Source organism: Nocardia carnea NBRC 14403 (genome assembly GCF_000308515.1).
In the GTDB taxonomy this organism is placed as follows: Bacteria; Actinomycetota; Actinomycetes; order Mycobacteriales; family Mycobacteriaceae; genus Nocardia; species Nocardia carnea.
The window spans coordinates 13,961-38,223 of the sequence record NZ_BAFV01000003.1; the positions used below are offsets into that span (position 1 = coordinate 13,961).

The 24,263-nt window shown below is 67.3% G+C and carries 11 protein-coding genes; 10 read left to right on the forward strand and 1 reads right to left on the reverse strand.

What is annotated here, in order from left to right:
- The first annotated feature begins 70 nt into the window (after positions 1-70).
- The 7 genes from ON22_RS00650 (at position 71) to ON22_RS00680 (ending at position 14,292) form a co-directional block, all read left to right on the forward strand.
- Entirely contained in the window at positions 71-1,927 is a 1,857-nt protein-coding gene (locus ON22_RS00650) for an alpha/beta hydrolase-fold protein (RefSeq protein ID WP_081595228.1), read from the forward strand.
- A 367-nt stretch (positions 1,928-2,294) separates the two neighbouring features.
- On the forward strand, positions 2,295-2,831 hold the full coding sequence (locus tag ON22_RS00655; RefSeq protein ID WP_033243838.1) for a DUF732 domain-containing protein: 537 nt from the start codon (positions 2,295-2,297) through the stop codon (positions 2,829-2,831).
- A 9-nt stretch (positions 2,832-2,840) separates the two neighbouring features.
- Entirely contained in the window at positions 2,841-3,833 is a 993-nt protein-coding gene (locus ON22_RS00660; protein WP_033243839.1) for a cutinase family protein, read from the forward strand.
- Positions 3,834-4,158: 325 nt separating this feature from the next.
- Complete coding sequence (locus tag ON22_RS00665) at positions 4,159-5,178, forward strand: LLM class F420-dependent oxidoreductase (protein ID WP_033243840.1); 1,020 nt, start codon at positions 4,159-4,161, stop codon at positions 5,176-5,178.
- A 185-nt stretch (positions 5,179-5,363) separates the two neighbouring features.
- On the forward strand, positions 5,364-7,274 hold the full coding sequence (fadD32, locus tag ON22_RS00670) for a long-chain-fatty-acid--AMP ligase FadD32 (RefSeq protein ID WP_033243841.1): 1,911 nt from the start codon (positions 5,364-5,366) through the stop codon (positions 7,272-7,274).
- Positions 7,275-7,381: 107 nt separating this feature from the next.
- Positions 7,382-12,751: a polyketide synthase Pks13 gene (gene pks13, locus ON22_RS00675; RefSeq protein WP_033243842.1), complete on the forward strand. Its 5,370-nt coding sequence runs from the start codon at positions 7,382-7,384 to the stop codon at positions 12,749-12,751.
- On the forward strand, positions 12,748-14,292 hold the full coding sequence (locus ON22_RS00680) for an acyl-CoA carboxylase subunit beta (protein WP_033243843.1): 1,545 nt from the start codon (positions 12,748-12,750) through the stop codon (positions 14,290-14,292). Before pks13 ends, ON22_RS00680 begins: the two co-directional genes overlap by 4 nt.
- Positions 14,293-14,360: 68 nt before the next feature.
- Here ON22_RS00680 and ON22_RS00685 read toward each other — a convergent pair whose 3' ends face one another.
- Positions 14,361-14,861, reverse strand: a complete 501-nt coding sequence (locus tag ON22_RS00685) for a peptidylprolyl isomerase (protein WP_033243844.1) — start codon at positions 14,859-14,861, stop codon at positions 14,361-14,363.
- Positions 14,862-15,053: 192 nt separating this feature from the next.
- Between ON22_RS00685 and ON22_RS00690 the strand changes: the two genes are divergently transcribed.
- The 3 genes from ON22_RS00690 (at position 15,054) to ON22_RS00700 (ending at position 24,148) form a co-directional block, all read left to right on the forward strand.
- The gene (locus ON22_RS00690) at positions 15,054-18,371 is read left to right on the forward strand and encodes an arabinosyltransferase domain-containing protein (protein ID WP_033243845.1); all 3,318 of its coding nucleotides are present in this window, start codon (positions 15,054-15,056) and stop codon (positions 18,369-18,371) included.
- A gap of 196 nt (positions 18,372-18,567) precedes the next feature.
- Positions 18,568-20,757, forward strand: coding sequence for a galactan 5-O-arabinofuranosyltransferase (locus ON22_RS00695; protein ID WP_051157018.1), 2,190 nt, complete (start codon positions 18,568-18,570; stop codon positions 20,755-20,757).
- A gap of 22 nt (positions 20,758-20,779) precedes the next feature.
- Positions 20,780-24,148 carry an arabinosyltransferase domain-containing protein gene (locus tag ON22_RS00700; RefSeq protein WP_081595229.1) on the forward strand — a complete coding sequence of 1,123 codons (3,369 nt, stop codon included), beginning with the start codon at positions 20,780-20,782 and terminating at the stop codon, positions 24,146-24,148.
- Positions 24,149-24,263: the final 115 nt, after the last annotated feature.

Genomic DNA, 24,263 nt, shown 5'->3' on the forward strand with positions numbered 1-24,263 from the left:
ACGGTGATCAACTGATTTGCTGTCCGCGCGTCTACCGGGAATCCGCCGGTGACGGCGGTACAAACAGTGTGTGGCAGGGAAGAAACGCGTTAGAGGGGGTTCGACCGGCCGATCCGGTGTACGTGCCCGGCGCGGGCTCGCCCTACTGGCGGCCGCGCTGGTGTTGCCCTTCGCCGCCGCCCAGGCTCCGGCGCCTGCCCAGCCCACCGCGGCCGCCGCACCGGCGACGATCCGCGATATCGTCTGGCATTCCGACCGGCACGTCGCTATCTGGGTGAATTCGCCTGCCATGGGCGCACCCATCCAGGTCCGGTTGCTGCTGGCACGGGACTGGAACACCTCGCCCAACGCGAAGTTCCCGGTGCTCTACATGCTCGACGGGTTGCGCGCTACCGACGACAACAGCGGCTGGATTGCCGAAACCGGCGCTGTCGATTTCTTCGCCGACAAGAACGTCACGGCCGTGCTGCCGGTCGGCGGCCAGGCCAGTTTCTATTCGGATTGGCTGGAACCCGACAACGGCAAGAACTACAAGTGGGAAACCTTTCTCACCAAGGAACTTCCGCCCCTGCTGGAAAGTCGATGGCGCGCCACCGATACCCGCGGAATTGCCGGACTCTCCATGGGCGGCACGGCTGCCATGTTCCTGTCCGCCCGCAACAGCGATTTCGCGAAATTCGCCGCCTCCTACTCCGGTTTCCTCACCACCACGAGTACGGGTATGCCGCAGGCGATCCGGCTCGCCATGATCGACGCGGGCGGATTCGACGCCGCGGCCATGTGGGGTCCGCCCGACAGCCCGCTGTGGGAGGAACACGATCCGGTGTACCTCGCCGACCGCCTGAAAGGTAAATCCCTCTATATATCCAGCGGGACCGGCGCCTCCGGAAAACACGACGAAGGATCCGAGATCCCGGGAGTCACCCCGAATATGTTCGGGATGGGCCTGGAAACACTCTCGCTGATCACCTCCCAGAATTTCGTTTCGAAGCTGCACGAACTGCGCATCCCCGCGACCGTCAAATACCGCTCCGCCGGTACCCATACCTGGCCGTACTGGGATTTCGAACTGCGCCAGTCCTGGCCCCAGGCCGCCGCCGCACTCGGTGTACCCGCCGCGAAACCGGAATGCGCTGTCGGTGGTGCCATCGCCGCCGTGGCGGCCGGCAACGGCTGGCTCGGCACCTGCCTCACCGGCGAATACCGGGTGCCGGGCGGCGTGGCCCAGGATTTCCTGCACGGCCGGGTCTTCTTCACTCCCGAGGCGGGCGCGCACCCGGTGGCCGGCCGTATCGGTGGCGGTTATCAGGCCGCTTCCGGACCGCACGGTGCGCTCGGCCTGCCGATCGGCGGCGAAACACCACTGCCGGACGGCCGGGGTCGTTATCAGCCCTTCCAGCACGGGTCGCTGTACTGGACACCGGAAACCGGCGCGCAGATGGTGCGCGGGGCGATCCTGGCCGAATGGGGCCGTCAGGGCTACGAGGGCGGCCCGGCGAAATACCCGGTGGGGCCGGAGGTCCGGACACCGCATCGCGACGGCGCGGTGCAACCCTTCGAAGGCGGCCCGTTCTATTTCAGCCCCGCCACCGGTGCCCACCGGGTGGAAGGGCTCATCCTCGGCAAATACGCCGAACTGGGTTTCGAGAACAGTTGGCTCGGCTTCCCGGTGGCTCCCGAACTCCCGTTGAAGGATTTCGGCAGGTACAGCGGGTTCGAGGGCGGCAACATCTACTGGAGTCCGCTCTCGGGTGCCTGGACGGTCCGCAACGGCCCGATCATGGACGCCTGGCGCGACGCGGGATTCGAGAACGGTCGCCTGGGCTTCCCGATCAGTGACGAATTCGCCATCCCGGGCGGGGTGCAGCAGAATTTCCAGCACGGCGTGATCACTGTCCGGGACAATCGTGCCGAAGTGCTGTATTGATGGCGCCGCCTCCGGCAGCGCGGGGTTCGGGGCCCTATGGGTCTCGTTCTTCACTCCGACGCTCCTCCGCTTCGCTCCCCCGCTCTGTCGCTCCAGAACGAGACGGGCCCCGAACCGTTGAGGTCGGCAAATCAGGGATAGGTTGGGCGGTGATGCACTTTTCCGGCGGTCTACCCACGCGCTGCAGAGCATCGACAGCGCCGCGCAGCGTTGATCTGGGTTCTGGTATTACCCTCGGAGGGCGCGGCCCGCGACTACTGCGGCGGGCCCGGACGTAACCCGACGGTCAAACCAGTGGTTCGGCGGCACTCGACAGGGGTGCCGTGAACCAGCGCGCAACGGCGCGCCGGAACACAGGATGGAATGTATGTATCGGACCCGAGGCACGATGCTCGGTGTGGTGGCGGCCGTGGCGGCTGCCGGACTGCTCGCCGGCTGCGGCGACGAGGAATCGACCGCGACCAGCACCCCGACGCTGTCGACCCCGGCCGCCGCATCGTCCGAGAGCTCGGCGCCGGCGCCCGCGCCGGGGGAACAGACGCCCGCGCCCGAGCCGCCGGCTCCGGCTCCGGAGGAGAGCGCCGCTCCGGAGGAACCTGCGGAGGAAATGGAGCGTCCCGCGCCGGTGGAGCCTCAGGAACCCGCGGCCGCGGAGCTCGGCCCCAAGGAACAGACCTATATCGATGAGCTGGCGAAACAGGGTGTGACCCCGTCGACCCCGGATACCGCGCTGAGTATCGGTTCCTACGTGTGCAGTCAGGTGGCGCAGGGCACCCCGGACCCCGCCATGCTCACCTGGGTGACCGCGATGGCCGGTGCGGATGCGGCCTTCGATCCCGCGAAGATGCCGGTCGAGCAGGCGGGACAGATCTACATCAATACCGCGAAAGCGCACTACTGCTAGTGGTTGCCGGTGAGTAGGGGACGTTCCGGAGCCCGTCGGTCGAGGTCGGCGGGCTGTTTGACGCTGCTCGCGCTCGGTGTGGCCGGGCTCGTCATCGTGATAGTGCTCTGGTATCTGCTGGCCGGGTGCCTGCGCGAACCGCCGCCGGCGCCCGGGCCGGAGCCGGGGCCGGAGGAGCCGACCAGCCAGCCGGCGAGCTGCCCGGATGTGCAGATGATTTCGGTGCCGGGTACCTGGGAGTCGAACAGTACCGACGACCCCTACAACCCGTCGGCCAACCCGGCTTCGCTGATGCTGAACATCAGCGATCCGGTGCGGGAACAGTTCCCGGACCAACGAGTCGACGTGTACACGGTTCCCTACGTCGCGCAGTTCTCCAACCCGATAGCGTTCCCGCCGGACGGGCAGGCCTCCTACAACGTCTCGCGGTCCGAGGGCATGCGGCGAACATTCGATTTCCTGACCCAGCGTCACGAAGAATGCCCACTCACCACATATGTGCTGGCCGGGTTCTCGCAGGGCGCGGTGATCGCAGGGGATATCGCCGAACAGATCGGTAAGGGCAATGGCCCGGTGCCGGCCGACCGGGTGCTCGGGGTGACCCTGATCGCCGACGGCCGCCGATCCGGTGAGCCGGGACCGGGGCAACCGATCCAGGTGGGTACCCCGCCGCCCGGTATCGGCGCGGAGGTCGCGCTGGCCGGGTTGAGCGTGCCCGGGATCACGATGACGGGGGCGCGTGAGGAAGGTTTCGGCGAAATCGCCGACCGGGTCTACACGGTCTGCGCACCCGGCGACCTGATCTGTGACGCACCGCGCAATGCGCTCAGCCCCGGCAATATCGTCGGCAGCCTGGGCACACTCACGGCCGCCGTCGGTAACCCCGTGCACAGCCTGTACCACAACTTCGTGGTGGAGCCCGACGGAACCACGGCCACCCAGTGGGCGGCGAACTGGGCTACCGGCCTGGTCGAAGGCGCGCCGCAGCCGCCGCATTCATGACGCGATCGTCCGGTCGGGGCAGTGTTGCCATGCGGCGATACCGCAGGCAGCAGCATGAGGCCGCACAGTCAGGAAGGCGACCGGCGCACGGCGGCGGCGACCCAGACACCCGGCGCGGCCCGTTCGGCTCGAGTAGGCCAAATTGTCCCTGGTGAGCCGCTGTTGCGGTGGACCCGCGAAGTGCGGGCGGCGTGTTGTGACAATTCACCGCACGCAGCGTGTTCCTTCCCCCGCAGCACGCTGTAAAGTGCGCTGGTGATCGCGCGTCCCGGCCCTGCGCCGGCCGGGATACGCAGTGACTTCCGATATCCAGGAGCATGAGTTCATGACAGAAGCCGCCGCACCGGTGGATGAGTTGAGCGCGCTGGGCACTCCGTTGCGAAAGTTCCGCTTCGCCGCCGCCGGCGAGGGGAACAAGCAGGAAGGTGGCGCCCGCAAGTTCATCCAAACGGCGCAGCAGGCCGAGGAGTACGGCTACGACACCTTCGTGGTGCCGGATCATCTCGGTGACCAGATCGGTCCGATCGCCGCCCTCGGCGCGCTGTCCCAGGCCACCGACAAGATCCGCCTCGGCACCTCGGTGCTGGCCAACGGCTTCCGGCACCCGGTGGTGCTCGCCAAGGACCTCGCCACCATCGATGTGCTGTCGAAAGGCCGGCTCGAGGTGGGCATCGGGGCCGGTTGGAAGGCCGACGAATTCGCCGCCGCCGGGCTGGACTACGACCGCCCCGGAATCCGGCTGGCCAAACTCGACGAGACGCTGACCATCCTCGATGTGCTGCTGCGTGGGCAGGAATGCACCTTCGAGGGCAAGTACTACCAGGTGCGCGGTATCAAGGGGACGCCACGGCCGCGGCAGGGGCCCCGTCCGCCGCTGTGCACCGGTGGTGGTGGGCCGCGCATGCTGAAGCTGGCCGCCAAACACGCCGACATCATCTCGGTGGTACCGGTCACCACACCGAAAGGTCAGGGCCTGCTGTCCAGCATCACCCTGGAGAAGACCATCGAGAAGGTGGAGTTGATCAAGGAAGCCGCCGGGGAGCGGTTCTCCCAGATCGAGCTGAACTGGGCCGTTACCGCGATCGTCATCACCGACGACCGGGAGAAAATGGCGGAAATGGCCCTTGCGGCCCTGGACCGCGGACAGCTTCCCGACCTCGAGGTGGATACCCAGCTCACTGTGGAGGACATCCTGAACTCCCCGTATGTGGCCATCGGCACGTTCGAGGAGATCGCCGACCAGATGCGGCGGGTGCGCCAACTCACGGGCATGTCCTATATAGGCATCTACCCGACCCAGATGGACGCTTTCGCGCCGGTGATTCCCTTGCTCCGGGAGGAGTGAGAAGCTCATCTCTGTAACATGTCTCTGGTTTGAGAACATCTAGCCGATAGCGGTCACCGCGCAGACCGCACACCGAACCTGCGGGAAAAGTTCTCGGATGAGAGCACCGCGGCGAAAGCGAGTCGGGGCCACACAGTAAATAACGGTCATCGTGCCGTTGCGGCGTGCGCCTCGGAGGAGAAGGAATGGACGAGACTTTCGACGACTACCTGGACGAGAACGGGAACATCACCATTCCCGATGATCGCACCCTGGTCGACCACGTCGAGAAGCACACCCGCAACGACGCGAACACCTTGGCGTACCGCTACATCGACTATTCGCGCGAACGCGATGGTGAGGTACACGAGCTGACGTGGCAACAGTTCGGGGTCCGGCTGCGCGCGGTGGCCGGTCGACTGCAGCAGGTCACCAAACCCGGTGACCGGGTGGCGGTACTCGCACCGCAGGGCCTGGACTACGTGATCTCCTTCTTCGCCGCCATCTACGCGGGCGCGATCGCGGTGCCGCTGTTCGATCCCGACGAGCCCGGTCATACCGACCGGTTGCACGCGGTGCTCGGCGACTGCGAACCGTCGGCCATTCTCACCGCCAGTTCGTCCGCGGCCGGCGTGCGCCAGTTCTTCCGTTCCCTGCCCGCCGCGCAGCGCCCACGCATCATCGCCGTCGACGCGATTCCCGACAGTGTCGGGGAAAGCTGGGTGCGGCCCGATATCTCGGTGGACGATATCGCCTACCTGCAGTACACCTCGGGTTCCACGCGCACCCCGGCCGGTGTGGAGATCACCCACCGCGCCGTCGGCACCAACCTGCTGCAGATGGTCGACGCCATCAATCTGGACTGGAATTCGCGCGGTGTCACCTGGCTGCCGCTGTTCCACGATATGGGCCTGCTGACCGTGATCCTGCCCGCCGTGGGCGGCAAGTTCATCACCATCATGTCGCCGGCCTCGTTCGTGCGGCGCCCATACCGCTGGATCAAGGAGCTCGCCGCCGCCTCCGACGGCGCGGGTACCTTCGCCGCGGCCCCGAACTTCGCGTTCGAACATGCCGCCGTGCGCGGGCTGCCGAAGAACGGTGAATCGCTGGACCTGTCCAATGTGATCGGCCTGATCAACGGCAGCGAACCGGTGACCACCTCGTCGATGAAGAAGTTCAACGAGGCCTTCGCCCCGTACGGCCTGCCGAAGACGGCCATCAAACCGTGCTACGGCATGGCCGAAGCCACCCTGTTCGTCTCGGCCACCAAGGCGGAGGACGAGGCCAAGGTCACCTATGTCGACCGCACCGAGCTGAACGCCGGCCGGATGGTGCAGGTCGAACCGGGTTCGGATAATGCGATCGCCCAGGTCAGCTGTGGTTATATCGCCCGCTCGCAGTGGGCCGTGATCGTGGATCCGGAATCGGTCGACGGTACGCCACGCGAACAGCCCGACGGGCACGTCGGCGAGATCTGGCTGCACGGCAACAACATGGGTATCGGGTACTGGGGCCGCGAGAACGAAACGAATGCGACCTTCCGGAACAAGGTCACCGAGCGCCTGCCCGAAGGCAGCCACGCCGAGGGCAGCGCCGCCGACGCGAACTGGATGCGCACCGGCGACTACGGCGTGTACTTCGACGGCGAGCTCTACATCACCGGCCGGGTGAAGGACCTGGTGATCGTCGACGGCCGCAACCACTACCCGCAGGACCTGGAGTTCTCCGCGCAGGAAGCCAGCAATGCCCTGCGGCCCGGGTTCGTCGCGGCATTCTCGGTCCCGGCCAATCAGCTCCCCGCCGAGGTCTTCGCGCAGGGCAGCCATTCGGGCCTGAAATTCGACGCCGACGATGCCTCCGAACAGCTGGTCGTCGTCGCCGAGCGTGGCCCCGGCGCCGGTAAGGCCGATCCGATGCCCATCGCGGACGCGGTCCGGGCGGCGATTTCCCAGCGCCACGGTGTCACCGTGCGCGACCTGCTGCTGGTGCCCGCGGGCTCGATCCCGCGTACCTCCAGCGGGAAGATCGCACGCCGCGCCTGCAAGGCGGCATATATCGAGGGCACACTGCGCGGTGGTTACACGCAGCAGGCGTTCCCCGATGCACCCGAGGAATGAGCCCGGTCGTCGCGGTGTCGCAGCGTCCGGGAGGATTGCCGTCCACCCCATCCCTGCGATGCAGGCTGTTGCCAGGCACCGCATACAGACAGGTAGCTTGAGGACTGATGGCTGATAACGAGGGCACGTCGCCGGATACGACCGAGAACCTTCCCGTCGAGCAGGAGGGCGATGCCGCCGGGACGAGCGCGGCGGCCGGGTCCGGTGCCGCGAAATCCGAGATATCGGTGGCGGAACTACGAGAGTGGTTGCGGCGCTGGGTGGCCGAGGCCACCGGCCAGTCGGTCGACAAGATCACCGTCGACCGGCCGATGGAGGAGTTCGGGCTCGCCTCGCGCGATGCGCTGGCCCTCGGCGGCGAAATCGAGGACCTCACCGGTGTGATGCTCGATCCCACCATCATCTATCAGCATCCGACGATCGCCTCGCTGGCCGAGGTGATCGTCAACGGGCCGCCGGAGAGCACGCTCGAGGTTCCCGACGACCAGTTCTATACCGCCGGGCTCGTACCGGGGGAAGCGCACGATATCGCGATCGTGGGTCTGTCGACCCGGTTGCCGGGTGCGGGCGACACCCCGGAATCGACCTGGGAATTCCTGATGAACGGCGGCGACGCCATCCGCGACCTCCCCGAGGGACGCTGGGCGGAATTCCTGAGCGAACCGCAGTTCGCGCAGGCCGTGGCAGAGGGTAATACCCGCGGCGGCTACCTGGACCAGAACGTCGTCACCGATTTCGACGCCGAGTTCTTCGCCATGTCGCCGATCGAGGTCGAGCGGATCGATCCGCAGCAGCGGCTGATGATGGAGCTGACCTGGGAAGCGCTGGAGCACGCGCATATCCCGGCCAGTGATCTGCGCGGGGAATCGGTCGGTGTGTACATCGGTACCTCGACCAGCGATTTCCAGCTGCTCGCCGCCATGAGCCTGGGCGATACGGATCCGAACGTCCCGGCCTCGGCCGAGGCTTACAAGATCATGGGCAGCGCGAACAGCATCATTCCCAACCGCGTCTCCTATTTCTTCGATTTCCGCGGTCCGTCCGTGGCAGTGGATACCGCGTGCTCGTCGACGCTGGTAGCCGTACACCAGGCCGTCCAGGCGCTGCGGGCCGGCGATGCCGATGTGGCCCTTGCCGGTGGCGTCAATATGATGCTCGCGCCCATGGTCACGCTGGGATTCGACCAGGCCGGCGCGGTCGCGAAGGACGGCCGGATCAAGGCCTTCTCCGCCGATGCCGACGGTATGGTGCGCTCCGAGGGAGCCGGGCTGGTCGTGTTGAAACGCCTGGCCGACGCCGAACGTGACGGCGACGACATCCTGGCCGTGGTCAAGGGTTCGGCGGTCAACAGCGACGGACGGTCCAACGGTCTGCCCGCGCCCAACCCCGAGGCCCAGGCAGATGTACTGCGCCGCGCCTATCGCGACGCCGGGATCGTGCCCTCCACCGTCGACTACATCGAGGCGCACGGCACCGGTACCCCCATCGGCGATCCGATCGAGGCGGCGGCGCTGGGCCGTGTGGTCGGCGCCGGTCGTGCCGCCGATGCACCCGTCCTGCTGGGATCGGCCAAGACCAACTTCGGGCACCTGGAATCCGCGGCCGGCGTGGCAAGCCTGGCCAAGGTGCTCATGGCGTTCCGTAACGATGTCGTGCCGGCCAATATCAACTACGCGGCGCCCAGCCCGTACATCCCGTTCGAGCAGGCGCGGCTGAAGGTCGTCGACGAACCGACCCGGTTCCCGCGCTACAGCGGCACCGCCACGGTGGGTATCTCCGGTTTCGGTTTCGGCGGGGCCAATGCGCACGTGGTGGTCCAGGAGTACGTGGCTCCGGCCCTCGCGGCCGAAGAACCCGCCGACAGCTCGCCGGAGGCCGCCGGACTCGACGTGGAGACCACCGATGTGGTGACGGAGGCCGAAGCGGTCACCGCGGAAGCCGCGCCCGAAGCCGAATGGTCGGCCGATCGCGCCGAACCGCTGCCGGTGATCCTGGCCGTTTCCGCCTACCTGCCCTCGCGTCGTCGCCGCGCCGCCGCCGATCTGGCCGATTGGCTCGAAAGCGAAGCGGGACAGCGGACCCCGCTGGCGGATGTGGCGCGGGCACTGGCCAAGCGCAGTCATTGGCGGTCTCGCGGGGTCGTGCTGGCCAAGGATCACGCCGAGGCGGTGGCCGGGTTGCGCGCGATCGCCGCGGGTAAGCCGGGCGCCGGGGTGTTCACCGCGGACGCGCCCGCGCCCGAGGGGCCGATGTGGGTGATGGCCGGGTTCGGTGCCCAGCACCGGAAGATGGGTAAACAGCTCTACCAGGAGAATTCGATCTTCCGCCGCACCGTCGACGAGGTCGACGAACTCGTCGAGGACGAGGCCGGCTATTCGGTACGTGAGCTGATGCTCGACGACGCCCAGGACTGGGATATCGGCACCTCCCAGGTCGGCACGTTCACGATCCAGATCGGGCTCGCCGCACTGCTGCGGGCGCACGGAGCCGAACCCACCGCGATCGTCGGCCACTCCCAGGGCGAGGTGGCCGGTGCGTACATCAGCGGCGGGCTGCCGCTGGAGGACGCGGTGCGGGTGATCTGCGCGCGTTCCCGCCTGATGCGCGAAGGCGAGCAGATGCTCACCGACGACGATGTCCGCAATATGGCGCTGGTGGAGTTGAGCGCCGAGGATATCGCCGCCATGCTGTCCGACTACCCCGATATCGAGGTCGCGGTCTACGCGGCGCCGACCAACACCGTCATCGGTGGCCCGGTGGATCAGGTCGCCGCGATCGTCGCGAAGGTCGAGGAAGCCGGGAAATTCGCCCGCGTGCTGCAGACCAAGGGCGCCGGGCACACCTCGCAGATGGATCCACTGCTCGGTGAACTCGCCGCCGAACTGGCCGGGCTCGAACCGACGAAACCGACGGTCGGGCTGTACTCCACGGTCGACAAGGAGCAGTACTACGCACCCGGTCACGACCCGGTGCACACCGAGGCCTACTGGGTGAAGAACATGCGCCACAGCGTGTACTTCACCAATGCGGTGAGACGCGCGGTCGACGCCGGGATCACGACGTTCCTGGAACTGGCCCCGAACTCGGTGGCGCTCATGCAGGTACTCGGCACCACCTTCGCTGCCGGGCTGCACGACGCCCAGCTCATCCCCACGCTCAAACGCAAAGAAGACGAATCCGCCGCGGTGATCACGGCGCTGGCACAGTTGTACGTGCACGGCCATTCGGTGGATCTGACGTCGCTGGTCCCGGCCGGGCCCTACGCCGATATCCCGCGGACCGCGTTCGTCCGTAAGTACTACTGGCCCAAGGTGAGCCCGTTGTCCACCGGCGGCAGCGCGCGGGTGCCGGGCGCCTCGGTGGCGCTGCCGGACGGCCGCCACGTGTGGGAGGTGCAGGCGGCGGCGGTGGACGAACTGCCGGCGCTGGTACGCGCGGCGGCCGCACAGGTACTGGCCGATGTGAACGTGGGCGCCAGTATCGCCCACGCACCGTTGCCCGCGACCGGGACACTGACCACCACCCTCACCCCGCACCCCGGCGGCGCGTCGGTACAGGTGCATGCGCGCGAAGGTGCGCAGTTCCGGCTGCTGTTCGACGCGGTGATCACCTCCGGTGCGGACCGGGCGATCCCCGCCCCGGCCGAATCCGCGGCAGTTGCCCCGGCCCTCACCTCGGAACCCGAAGTCCTGGACGCGGTGGACACCGCCGGCTTCGGCGACCGCTGGAACCCGGACAGCGGCCAGACCGTGGAGGAACGGCTGGCGCTCATCGTCGCCGAATCCATGGGTTACGCCGTCGAGGATCTGCCGATGGAGATCCCGCTCATGGAACTCGGCCTCGATTCGCTGATGGCGATGCGGATCAAGAACCGGGTCGAATACGAATTCGATATTCCGCAGCTCCAGGTGTCGGCGGTACGCGATGCCAGCCTGCACGAGGTCGGGAAGGTGCTGCGCTACGCGATCGAGCACCGCGACGAAGTGCGGGAAATGGCCGAGAAGCAGGCCGCCGGGGAATCCGGTGCGCTCAATGTGGACGATAACTTCGTCGAAGCGGCGAAGGCGGCCATGGAATCGGGGCAGGACCCGGTCGCGGCGTTGAATCAGGCATCGGGCGGTGATACGGCGGCCGAAACCACTGCCGAGACAACCGAAACCCCCGCCGATGCGACTTCGAAGTCGGTAACGGATAGCCCGGCCGCGGCAGCCACCACGAACCAGGCGCCGGGTGCGACCGCGAATGGTGCGAAATCCGGTGGCGCCGATACGGAAACGGATTCCGGGCGCAGTGCGACCCAGCCCGCGGTCGCTGCGGCGAAGCCGGCCCCGGCCGCAGGTGCTGCGGTATTCGGGGGCGGTGCGGCCGGTGCCGCGGATGAGGAGAACGTTCCGCCACGTGACGCTGCGGAGCGGCTGACCTACGCCTCCTGGGCCACGATCACCGGCGAATCGGCCGGCGGGATCTTCAATACCTTGCCGATCCTGGACGAAGACACCGCCGAAAAGCTGGCCGAACGCCTCACCGAGCGGGTCGGGGCGGAGATCACCGTCGACGATGTGCTCGATTGCGAAACCATCGAACAGCTCGCCGATATCGTGCGCACGCTGCAGGACAGCGGGGCGGATGTGGACGGGTTCGTCCGGCCGTTGCGCGCACGACCCGAAGGGTCGCAGGCCGTTCCGGTGTTCGTGTTCCATCCGTCCGGCGGTAACACTCTCGTGTACGAACCGCTGTTGAAGCGGTTGCCCGCCGAGACCCCGATGTACGGGTTCGAACGGGTCGAAGGCTCGATCGAAGAGCGTGCCCGGCAGTACCTGCCCGAACTACGGAAGCTTCAGGGCGACGGCCCTTATGTGCTGTACGGCTGGTCGCTCGGTGCGGTATTCGCAATGGCGGTGGCGCAGCTGTTGCGTGCCGAAGGCGCCGATGTGCGGATTGTCGGATTGATCGATCTCGCGATTCCCTCTGAACCGGAGGACGACAGCCCGGCCGAGCGGGTACGCCGGATGGAGCGCTATCAGGCATTCGCGCAGAAGACATACGGCGTCGACGGCGAACTGGATCCTGATCAATTGCGCGAACTGGCCGACGCTTCGCCGGAGGAGCAGTTCAAGATCGTGGCAGATCTGATCAAGATGACCGGTGCCAAAATCCCGGGTGGTGTCCTCGAACATCAGCGGACGTCCTGGATCGAGGGCCGGGCACTGCAGCAGGTGCAACCCAGTCGATACGACGGTGACGTGGTTCTCTACCTGGCCGATCGGTACCACGATGGGATCATCGAGCTCGAGCCGCGGTTTGCCGAGCGTCAGCCCAACGGCGGCTGGGACGAGTACGTGCCCAACCTGGAGGTTATCCACATTCCCGGCGATCACCTGCAGATTGTCGACGAGCCCAGGATCGGGAAAATCGGCGCGGACCTCACCGCTAAACTCGCCCGGATCGACTCATCGGGTGTGAAAGGGAGCAAGTGAGCACTACCGCCGAAAAACTCGCCGACCTGCGGCAGCGTTTGGAGCTCGCCCAGGAACCGGCGGGCGAGGCCGGCGTGGCGAAGCGGGCGCGAAAGGGGATTCCCAGCGCTCGTGACCGGATCAATATGCTGCTCGATCCGGGTAGTTTCACCGAGATCGGTGCGCTGGTTCGCCGGCCCGGCGATCCGGCCGCGCTGTACGGGGACGGTGTGGTGACCGGGCACGGGCTGGTCGACGGCCGCCCGGTGGCGGTGTTCTCCCACGATCAGACCGTTTACGGCGGGTCGGTGGGGGAGATGTTCGGCCGTAAGGTCGCCGCGATCATGGAGTATGCCGCGAAGGTCGGCTGCCCGATGATCGGGATCAACGATTCCGGTGGTGCCCGGGTGCAGGAGGCGGTGTCCTCGCTGGCCTGGTACGCCGAGTTGAGCACCCGGCAGGAGCCGCTGTCGGGGATGGTGCCCACGATTTCGATGATTCTCGGCAACTGCGCCGGTGGCGCGGTGTATTCGCCGATCAATACCGATGTCGTGGTGGCGGTGGAATCGGCGCATATGTTCGTCACCGGTCCGAAGGTGATCCGTGAGGTCACCGGTGAGGATGTGAGCCTGGAAGAACTGGGTGGCGCACATGCGCAGGCTCAGTACGGCAATATCCATCACATCGCGAAGGACGAGACGGCGGCGTTCGCCTGGGTGCGCGAGTACCTGTCGTATATGCCGACCAGCTGCCAGGAGCAGCCGCCGGTCATCAATCCGGGGCTGGAACCGGAGGTCACCGACAGCGACCGGGAACTGAACTCGCTCGTCCCGGATTCCGATAATGCCGGCTACGACATGCACGATGTTCTGCTGCGGATCTTCGACGACGGCGGCTTCCACGAATACGGCGCGGAAGCCGGGAAGAACATCATCACCGGTTTCGCCCGGGTGGACGGTCGCAGTGTGGGTGTGGTCGCCAATCAGCCGATGGTGTACGCGGGCGCCCTCGACGCTCGTGCCTCGGACAAGGCCTCGCATTTCATCCGGTTGTGCGATGCCTACGAGATTCCGCTGGTGCTCGTGGTCGACACTCCCGGTTTCATGCCGGGTGTGGAACAGGAGAAGATCGGCGTCATCAAACGCGGTGGCCGGTTCTTGTTCGCGTTCGTGGAGGCCACCGTGCCCAAGGTGACCGTGGTCGTCCGCAAGGCCTACGGCGGCGGGTATGCCGTGATGGGGTCCAAACAGTGCGGTGCCGATGTGAACCTCGCCTGGCCCACGGCACGGATCGCGGTGATGGGCGCGGAGAGCGCGGTGAGCCTGATCGGCGCGAGCCAGATCGCTGCCGCGCCGGAGGACCAGAAAGCGGCCGTCCGCCAGCAGTTGGTCGATTTCTACAACGCCACCGTGGCCACGCCGTGGGTGGCGGCCGAACGCGGGTTCATCGATGCGGTGATCGAGCCGTCGCAGACCCGGCTGGAGCTGCGCCGCGCGCTACAACTGCTGCGGGACAAGACGGTGGTCCGCAATCCGCGTAAACACCATCTGCTGCCGCTGTGACCGGACACGGCCCGGGGCGCGCCGAGTAACGGCGCCGGCGCGACCCGAACCGCGATCAGAACCCGATTTCAGCCGACGATGGACGCGGATTTGATCACCACGTTCTCCGACGGCACATCCTGGTGCATACCCTGCGACGAGGTGGACACCTTCGCGATTTCGTCGACGACATCGGTGCCGTCGGTGACGGCGCCGAAGACGGCGTAACCCCAGCCCTGGCCCGCGGGCTGGGTGTGGTTGAGGAAATCGTTGTCGGCGACATTGATGAAGAACTGCGCCGTCGCGGAATGCGGGTCGTTGGTGCGCGCCATGGCGACCGTGTACTTGTCGTTCTTGAGGCCGTTGGCGGCCTCGTTCTGGATCGGCGCCTTGGTCGGCTTCTGCTGCATCTGACCGTCGAAGCCGCCGCCCTGAACCATGAAGCCCGGGATCACGCGATGGAAGATCGTGCCGTCGTAGTGTCCGGACTCGACGTATTCGACGAAGTTGCGGACGGTGTCCGGCGCCTTCGCCTCGTCCAGCTGGAGGCCGATGGTTCCGTAGTTCGTCTCGAGATTCACCTTGGTCATGCCCCTACCTTTCCATTACCGCCGCTATACCCCGCGCATAAGGGGGTGATTTCCGGGCCGATTGTGCCAGCCGCCCCTCTTTACCCCGTTCCGATAGATTTTATGCCTGTTCGCCTGAGCGTTTTCGTTTCGGCCGGGTACGCGCCGGGGTATCAGCGGGCCGGGCGCGGCGCGCCCAAGTAGCATGCCAGCGTGCCAGAAGTCGCCACCGCAGTACTGACGAAGACGCCGCCGGAGCCGGGGCGCAGGGTTACGCCGAGAGATTTCCGGGTGGCGCGTCTCGTCGCGATCGTCACCGGTGTACTCGGTGCGCTCTTCGCGATCGCCACCCCGTTCCTACCGGTCACCCAGACCACGGCGATGCTGACCTGGCCGCAGAACAACAGCCTGGCCAATACGCAGGCCCCGTTGATGTCGCAGGTACCGCTCGACCTCACCGCGACCATCCCGTGTTCGGCGGTGAACCAGCTGCCGCCCGAGGGCGGCATGCTGCTGGCCACCGCACCCCCGCAGGGCGACCGGGCGGCGCTGGAGGCGCTGTTCGTGCGGGTCTCGGACACTTCGGTCGATGTGGTGGACCGTAATGCGGTGGTGGCCACCGCCGACCGCGCCGAGATGGCGAACTGCTCGGCCATCACCATCAGCTCCGACAACGAGCGCACCACGGCGGCGTTCGAGGGGCTGGTCACCGAGACCGGCGCCCCCAACGCGGGGCAGCTGGTGGGTGATCTGCGACCGCAGATGGTGGGCATCTTCACCGATATGACCGGTGATGTCCCGGCCGGGATGAGCCTCGAGTCGACCATCGACACCCGGTTCAGCTCGAGCCCCACCTGGATCAAACTCGCCGCCATGATCGCGGCCGTACTGTGCACCGTGCTCGCGCTCGTGGCGCTGGCCCGGCTGGACACCAGCGACGGGCGCGGGCACCGGCGGTTCCTGCCCGCGAACTGGCTCAAACCCACCCTCGCCGACGGCGGGGTGGTCGGCACCCTGCTGGTCTGGCATTTCCTCGGCGCCAACACCTCCGACGACGGCTACATCCTGAGCATGGTCCGGGTGGCGCCGGACGCCGGCTATATGGCCAACTACTTCCGCTGGTACGGGGTCCCGGAGGCGCCGTTCGGCTGGTACTACTACGTGATCCAGCTGTTCGCCGAGGTCTCCACGGCCAGCCCGTGGGTCCGGCTGCCCGCCCTGGCCTGCGGGATCCTGTCCTGGATGGTGCTCAGCCGCGAGGTGGTGCCGCGTCTGGGCAACGGGTTGCGGGGGGCGCGTGCCCGGGCCTGGTTCGGCAGTGTGCCGCTGTGGACCGGTGGCCTGGTGTTCCTGGCGTTCTGGATGCCCTTCGACAACGGTCTGCGTTCGGAGCCCATCGTCGCGCTCGGTGCGCTGCTCACCTGGGTTTCGGTCGAGCGGGCCATCGCCACCGCGCGCCTGCTACCTGCCGCCGTCGCGGTGGTGGTCGCGGCGTTCACCCTGGCCGCGGCCCCGACCGGCCTCATGTGTGTGGCCGCGCTGCTGGCCGGTATCCGGCCGATCACCCGAATAATCGTGAAACGGCATCGGGAACACGGCACCGCCGCATTGCTGGCGCCGCTGGCGGCCGCCGGGCTCCTGGTGCTCACGGTGGTCTACAGCGATCAGACCTTCGCCGGGATCCAGGAGGCCAACCGCGTCCGGCAGCTGGCCGGGCCGAACCTCGCCTGGTACGAGGACTACCTGCGCTACTACTACCTGTTCGTCGAAACCGTGGACGGATCGCTCGCGCGCCGCTTCGCTTTCCTGGTAATGCTGCTGTGCCTGTTCACCACCATGCTGGTGCTGCTGCGCCGCCGCCGGGTCCCCGGTATCGCCGCCGGCCCGACCTGGCGGTTGATGGGTGTGGTGATCGGAACGATCTTCTTCATGATGTTCCTTCCGACCAAGTGGACCCACCACTTCGGCGCCTACGCCGGTATCGCGGGTTCGCTGGCGGCGGTGACAGCGGTCGCGGTGTCGGCGTCGGCGCTGCGTGCTCGCAAGAACCGGGCGATCTTCCTGGCCGGTCTGCTGTTCACGCTGGCGCTCGCGTTCTCCGGAATCAACGGCTACTGGTACGTCTCCAGCTACGGGGTTCCGTGGTTCGACAAGCGGATCTCGCTGTTCGGAATCTCGTCCAACACCGTGATGCTGGTGCTGTTCGGGCTGTCGTTGTTGCTGGTGGGCTGGCATGTACTGCGGGAGGGGTATGCCAAGCCGCCGGATTCCGCCCGGACCGTGCGCGGTCGGCGGATCCGTAAGTTCGCCGCCATACCGCTGACCCTGGTGGCCGCGGCGATGGTGCTGTTCGAGGTGCTGTCGCTGGCCAAGGGCGCTTATTCGCAGTACCCGGGTTATTCGCTGGCGCGGGGCAATATCGACGCTGTCGCCGGTGAATCCTGTGGGCTCGCCAACGATGTGCTGGTCGAGGTGAACGCCAACGCGGGCCGGTTGAACCCGATCATCGATCCGGCCAACCCGCCCACCAACCCCGGCGATCCGCTGGCCGGGGTGGAACCGGTCGGTTTCGATCCCAACGGGGTCCCGGACGATCTGTCCGCCGATGCGGTCGAGGTGAAACCGGGGACCGGTAACACCTCCAACCAGTCGGTGGGTGCCTCGTTCGCGGAAGGCCAGAACGCCGGGACCGGCGGTGGTCAAGGCGCGCTCGGCGTCAACGGATCCACTGTGGCCCTGCCGTTCGGGCTGGACCCGGCCACCACGCCGATCCTCGGCAGCTACCAGGAAGGTGTGCAGCGGCCCGCGCAGGTCACCTCCAGCTGGTACGAAATGCCGCAGCGCTCCCCGGATCATCCGCTGCTGGTCGTCACCGCCGCCGGGCGGATCCTGTCCTACGACGACAGCGGTGTCATGCAGTACGGCCAGTCGCTCACCGTCGACTACGGGAAACGACAGCCGGACGGTTCGGTCAGCTATATCGGCACCTACGTGCCGCGCGATATCGGTCCCTCGCCGTCCTGGCGCAACTTGCGTATCCCGCTGGACGAACTCGCCCCCGAAGCCGATGCGGTGCGCATCGTCGCCAACGATCCGATCCTGATCGGCGACCAGTGGCTGGCGTTCACGCCGCCGCGGCTGCCGAAACTGGAAACCGCCAACGACTACCTGGGTTCGGAACAGCCGATCCTGCTCGACTGGGCGGTCGGCCTGCAGTTCCCGTGCCAGCGCCCGTTCCGGCACGAGAACGGTGTCGCCGAGGTGCCGAAGTTCCGCGTCCTGCCCGACCGCCCGCTGGCGGTGAGCTCCACCAACACCTGGCAGGCCCAGGAGTTCGGCGGCCCGCTCGGGTTCTCCCAGATGCTGGCGAAATCCACCACCATCCCGACCTATCTGAAGAACGACTGGGGTCGCGACTGGGGCACGCTGGAACGCTACGACCAGTACTACGACGCGGTCCCCGCCCAACTGCAGACCGGCACCGCAACCCGGAGCGGTCTGTGGGATCCAGGGATGTTGCGGGTGTACTGATAGTCGATTCGTTGTGGTCAGGGCCTCGTGCGCGAGGGCTCGGACGGGCCGGTCGTCTGACCCCGGCCCGTCCGTCGGTCCCGAGGTCGGCCGGGTCTCGGCCGGACCCGTCGGCCGGTGCGGTCGGCGCGCGGTGGTTCTCCACTAGGCTGACCGACGGCCAGTAGGTGGACAGGAGCCGGAGGTAAGTACGCCGATGACGACGAGTCGTGGCGCGCGTTTGGGGCGTCAGGTCGGGGCCGGAATCGGCGAGGCGGTATCGGCCACAGTGGTCGCCGTGCTGGTGGTCGCGGTCGGTTTGATCGCGTTTTCGCTGGTGAACTGGCCGGCGTTCAACTCCTCGAATGTGTTGCGGGCGCTGACCACCGTGGGTCAGGTCGGCGCCGCGGTGTTGCTCGCGGTATCGATCGCGCTGCTGCGGCTGCGACGGGCCCGGCGGTGGGCGAAACTGCTGTCCTGGGCCGGTATCTCGGCGTTCGTCACCGTCACGCTGGGACTGCCGCTGGCGGCGACGAAGCTGTACCTGTTCGGTATCTCGGTCGATCAGGAATTCCGCACCGAATACCTGACGCGGCTCACCGACAGCGCCGCGCTGCGCGATATGACCTATGCGGACCTGCCGCCGTTCTACCCGGCCGGATGGTTCTGGTTCGGCGGCCGCGTCGCCAATGTGCTCGGGATGGACGGCTGGGAGGTCTTCAAGCCGTACGCGATCGGGTCGATCGCGGTGGCGGCGGTGGTCTCGATGGTGCTGTGGTCGCGGTTGATCCGCGCCGACTGGGCAGTAGGGGTGACCGCCGCGATCACCGCGGTTGGCGTCACCTATGCCGCGCCCGAGGCCTACGGCGCCGTCATCGCCATCCTCATCCCGCCGGTACTGGTGATGGCGTGGGGGGCGCTGTATCGCCCGGCCGAACTCGCACGCCCGACCTCGCCCGCAAGCGGGGGAGCGGTGCGCCCGGGGAGCCCCGCCGATACCCCTGAGCCGGCAGCTTCGCCTGCCGATCCGGCGGATCGGCAGACCATCGCGACGGAACGCGGCGCCGGCAACGACAACCCGTCCGCTGCGGGGTCGTCCGGTGCTACGGCCGCGCGGGATTCCGGCGCGGACGGGAAGATCGCCGGACTACCCGGTGCTGCCACGGCGGGCGGCTGGGCCGCGGTACTGGGGACGGGGCTGTTCCTCGGCTTGGCGGCCACGTTCTACACGCTCTACTTCGCCTTCGCTGTGTTCACGGTAGTGCTCATGGCGGTGGTCGCGGCCGGGCTGGGGGTGCGGGCCCGCTACGCCGCGCGGACACCGCGGCGGATCGCGGCACAACAGGGGTCTGCGGGGGAGAAGGTCCAGGGGATCGGGCGCGCGATCGGTGCGCCGTTGCTGCGGCTGGTCGTAATGGGCGTGGTCACCGCGCTGGTCGGGCTGCCCGTGTTCGTACCTTTCCTGCTGCGGATGCTGGACAACCCGAAGCTGGAATCCGGTGGTGCTTTCCACTATCTGCCCGAGGCCGGGTCCGAACTGCCGCTGCCGATGGCGGAGTTCTCGCTGCTCGGCGGCCTGTGCCTGGTCGGAGTGATCTGGCTGGTACTGCGCGCGAGCTCCTCGCGGCGGGCGCAATCTCTCGGCCTCGGAGTGATCGCGGTCTATCTGTGGTCGCTGCTGTCGATGCTGGCCACGGTGGCGGGCAGCACCCTGCTGTCGTTCCGGCTGGAACCGGTGCTGCTGGTGCTGCTGGCCGCTGCCGGTGCGTTCGGGTTCGTCGAGGGCGCCCGGGCGGTGTATCAGGCCTTGAACGAACCGGCACGGTTCCGCTGGGTGGCGATCGTGCTCGCGACCGTGGGTGCGCTGGCCTACTGCCAGAACATTCCGCACATCCTGGCTCCCGAGATCACCACCGCCTATACCGATACCGACGGCGACGGACACCGCGCCGACCAGCGCGACCCCGCCGCCGTCCGGCACTACCACCACATCGACGACGCGCTGCGGGCGCAGACCGGCCGCGAACCGTCGGAGAACGTACTGCTCACCGGCGACACCACCTTCCTCGCCTACTACCCGTACTTCGGATTCCAGGGCCTGACCTCGCATTACGCGAATCCGCTGGCCGACTACGCGGATCGGTCCGCGGCCATCGAGGCCTGGAGCGAACTGGAGACGCCGCAGGAACTCCTCGACGCGATGTCCGCCGCACCGTGGCGCGCCCCCGACGCTTTCCTGTTCCGCCGCAGCGGTGACGATTACACCCTGCGGCTGGCCGAGGACGTATACCCGAACGACCCCAACGTCCGCCGCTACACCGTCACGTTCCCGGCGGCCCTGTTCGACGATCCCCGGTTCACCACCACCGATATCGGACCGTTCAGCCTGATCGTGGTGAACCGCTGAGATCCGCCGTGCACAGCCGTGGATGCGCTGCACCTGGTTGCGCCCATTAGAGTCGAGCCCCGTGCGACCGCAACGATCCCCCCGAGCGTTGAACCGTATCCGTTTGCTGGCCCTGATGTCCGGGCTACTCGGGTTCGTGCTGGCGATCCTGGCGCCGGTGCTGCCGGTCCGGCAGGACCAGACGGTCCTGGAGTGGCCGCAGGCCGGTGCGACCGACGTCGAGGCGCCACTGGTGAGTTATCAGCCGCTGCGGCTGGATCTCACGGTGCCGTGCCCGGTAGCGGCCGCCGCCGAGGGGACCGTGGTGGCCACGGTTCCCGACGAATCGGGTAAATCGTCGGCCCGCGGCCTGCGGGTCGGCATGTCCGGCGACACATTCTCGGTGGTGCTGCGCGATGTACCGCTGCTGTCCGCCGACCGTGCGGAACTGGCCGGTTGCGAATCGCTGTCGGTGGTTTCGACCGCGACCTCTACCACCGCCGAGATCACCGGTGCCGTCCGCGCGGACGGCACTCCGTTGCGCACCCAGGTGGATCGGGATATCCGGCCGCAAATGGTCGGTGTCTTCACCGATCTGCCCGCCGAGCAGCTCGGCGGTATCCGGTTGCACGCCGATATCGACTCCCGTTTCACCTCCTCGCCGACCCCGCTGAAACTGGCCGCGATCATCGGCGCGGTCGTGTTCACAATGCTGGCGCTGCTGGCCCTGCACCTGCTCGACACCAGCGACGGCCGCCGCGCCCGCCGGTTCCTGCCATCGCACTGGTGGCGCTTCCGGCTCGCCGACGGCGCGGTACTCGGGGTGCTGGTGGGCTGGCATGTGATCGGTGCCAACACCTCCGACGACGGCTACATCCTGAATATGGCCAGGGTGTCGGAGAAATCCGGTTATCTGGCGAACTACTACCGCTGGTTCGGGGTACCCGAGGCACCGTTCGGCTGGTCCTACGAGGTGCTGGCGTGGATGTCGCGGATCTCGGAATCGAGCCCGTGGATGCGGTTGCCCACGCTGCTCGCCGGGATCGTCTGCTGGCTGGTGATCAGCCGCGAAGTGCTGCCGCGGCTCGGCGCCCGGGTACGCGGTAACCAGGTCGCGCTGTGGACCGCCGGGCTGGTGTTCCTGGCGTTCTGGCTGCCCTACGACAACGGTCTGCGCCCCGAACCGCTGATCGCCGCCGGTGCGCTCCTCACCTGGTGTTCGATCGAACGCGCCATCGCCACCGCACGGCTGCTGCCGGCCGCGGTCGCGATCCTGATCGCGGCGTTCTCGCTGGCCGCGGGCCCGACCGGGCTCATCTGTATCGCCGCGCTGATCGCGGGTTCCCGTCCGGTTCTGCAGATCATCATCAAACGGGCCCGTGCCGACAGGAACGGGTCGGGCCCGGATGCGGTAGCGGAGCCTGACGACGCAGGACCTTCACCGGCGCCGGACAGGCAGGGCAGGAGTGTGTGGGGTGCGGTGGGACGGTACGCGAGTCTGCTCGCGCCCGGACTGGCCGCCGGAACGCTGGTACTCGTGGTGATCTTCGCCGACCAGACCCTGTCGACGGTGCTGGAAGCCACCCGGGTACGCACCGCTGTCGGCCCGAACGTGGCGTGGTTCGACGAGCGCACCCGCTGGGATTCGCTGCTCATGCTCTCCCCGGACGGTTCGCTGGCCCGGCGTTTCGGTGTGCTGCTGATGCTGCTCTGCCTGCTGGTCTGCATTCTGCAGGTACTGCGCAAGGGCCGGATCCCGGGCACCGCGCGAGGACCGTCGGTGCGCGTTCTCGGCATCGTGTTCGCCTCGCTGCTGCTGATGATGTTCACGCCCACCAAATGGACCCATCACTTCGGCGTCTACGCCGGTCTGGCCGGTTCTCTCGCCGCCCTGGCCGCGGTGGCCGTGGGCACCAACGGTATTCGCGCGCCCCGTAACCGCGCGCTGTTCGCCGCCGCCGTGCTGTTCCTGCTGGCCATCACCTTCACCGGGTCGAACGGCTGGTGGTATGTGTCCAGTTACGGGGTCCCGTGGTGGGACAAGGCGCCACTGGCCGCGGGGAAGGGTTTCTCGACACTGTTCCTCGGGCTCAGCGTGCTCGCGCTGCTGGTCGCGTTGTGGTTGCACTACCGGGCGCCGTATCGCGGCGGTCCGCCGTCCCGTTCGTCGCGCTACGCATCGGCACCGTTGACCATCGCGGCAGCGCTGATGGTGTTGTTCGAGATCGCGTCGCTGACCAAGGCAGCCGTGGCCCAATACCCGGCGTATTCGATCGCCAAATCGAATATCCGGGCGCTGGCCGGTGATCCGTGCGGATTGGCCGACGAGGTGCTGGTGGAGACCGATACCGCCGATTCCTTACTGCAGCCGTACGACGGCGATCCGGCCAACGGTCTGGTCTCCAGCGATCCCGAGGCCGAGACGACCGGTTTCACTCCGGACGGAGTGGCCGATGATCTCACCGCCGACGCGGAGGAAACCGTCTCCGGCAGCGCGAACTCGCTCGAATCCGACAGCGAGAACAAAACCACCGACACCACCGGTGCCGGGACCGGCGGCGGTACCGAGGCCCGGGCCGGGATCAACGGTTCCACCGTGACCCTGCCGTTCGGTCTCGACCCCGCCCGCACGCCGGTGCTGGGCAGCTACCAGGACGGTGACCAGCAGCAGGCGCAACTGACCTCGCAGTGGTATCGCCTGGACCTGACCCACGAGATGCGCGCCGACCCCGCCTACCGGGTGCTGGCGATAACCGCCGCCGGCCGGATCAAATCGATAGACGCCGATGGAGTTCTGACCTACGGGCAGGAATTGACCGTCGAATACGGCACGCGAGCCGCCGATGGCACCATGCAGGTACTGGGCTCGGTGACTCCGCTGGATATCGGCCCGAACCCGTCCTGGCGCAATCTGCGGGTCCCGCTGGACCAGTTGCCGCCCGAGGTGAATGCCGTCCGGCTGGTCGCGGTGGACAACGACATCACCAGCCGCCAGTGGCTGGCCGTCACCCCGCCCCGCCTGCCGCGCCTGGCGACCTTGGATTCGGTTGTCGGGCATACCGATCCGGTGCTGTTGGATTGGCACGTCGGTCTCGCTTTCGCCTGTCAGCGGCCGTTCGACCACGCAAACGGGGTCGCGGAGGTGCCGCGCTGGCGCATCCTGCCGGACCGGACCGGATCCGATGCGTCCAATGCCTGGCAGGACCATATCGGGGGCGGCCCGCTGGGCTGGACCGAACTACTCCTGCAGGCGGATTCGGTGGCCACCTACCTCGCCGAGGACTGGGCGCGGGACTGGGGTTCGCTCGAGCGGTACACCCCGTACCGGACCGGCGCGCAGCCCGCGGAATTGACCGTCACCCAGCGCAATCGCGGCGGTCTGGAGACCGACGCGCCCATCAAGGTGAGTTGAACTACGGTGCGCTACATCGAGACTCGTCAATCATATGCGTTACCTCACAGTCCGGTTTATTTCCAGGTGAGGGAATTCCCGAACGGATGACGAACCCGGACTCACGCCGTACCCT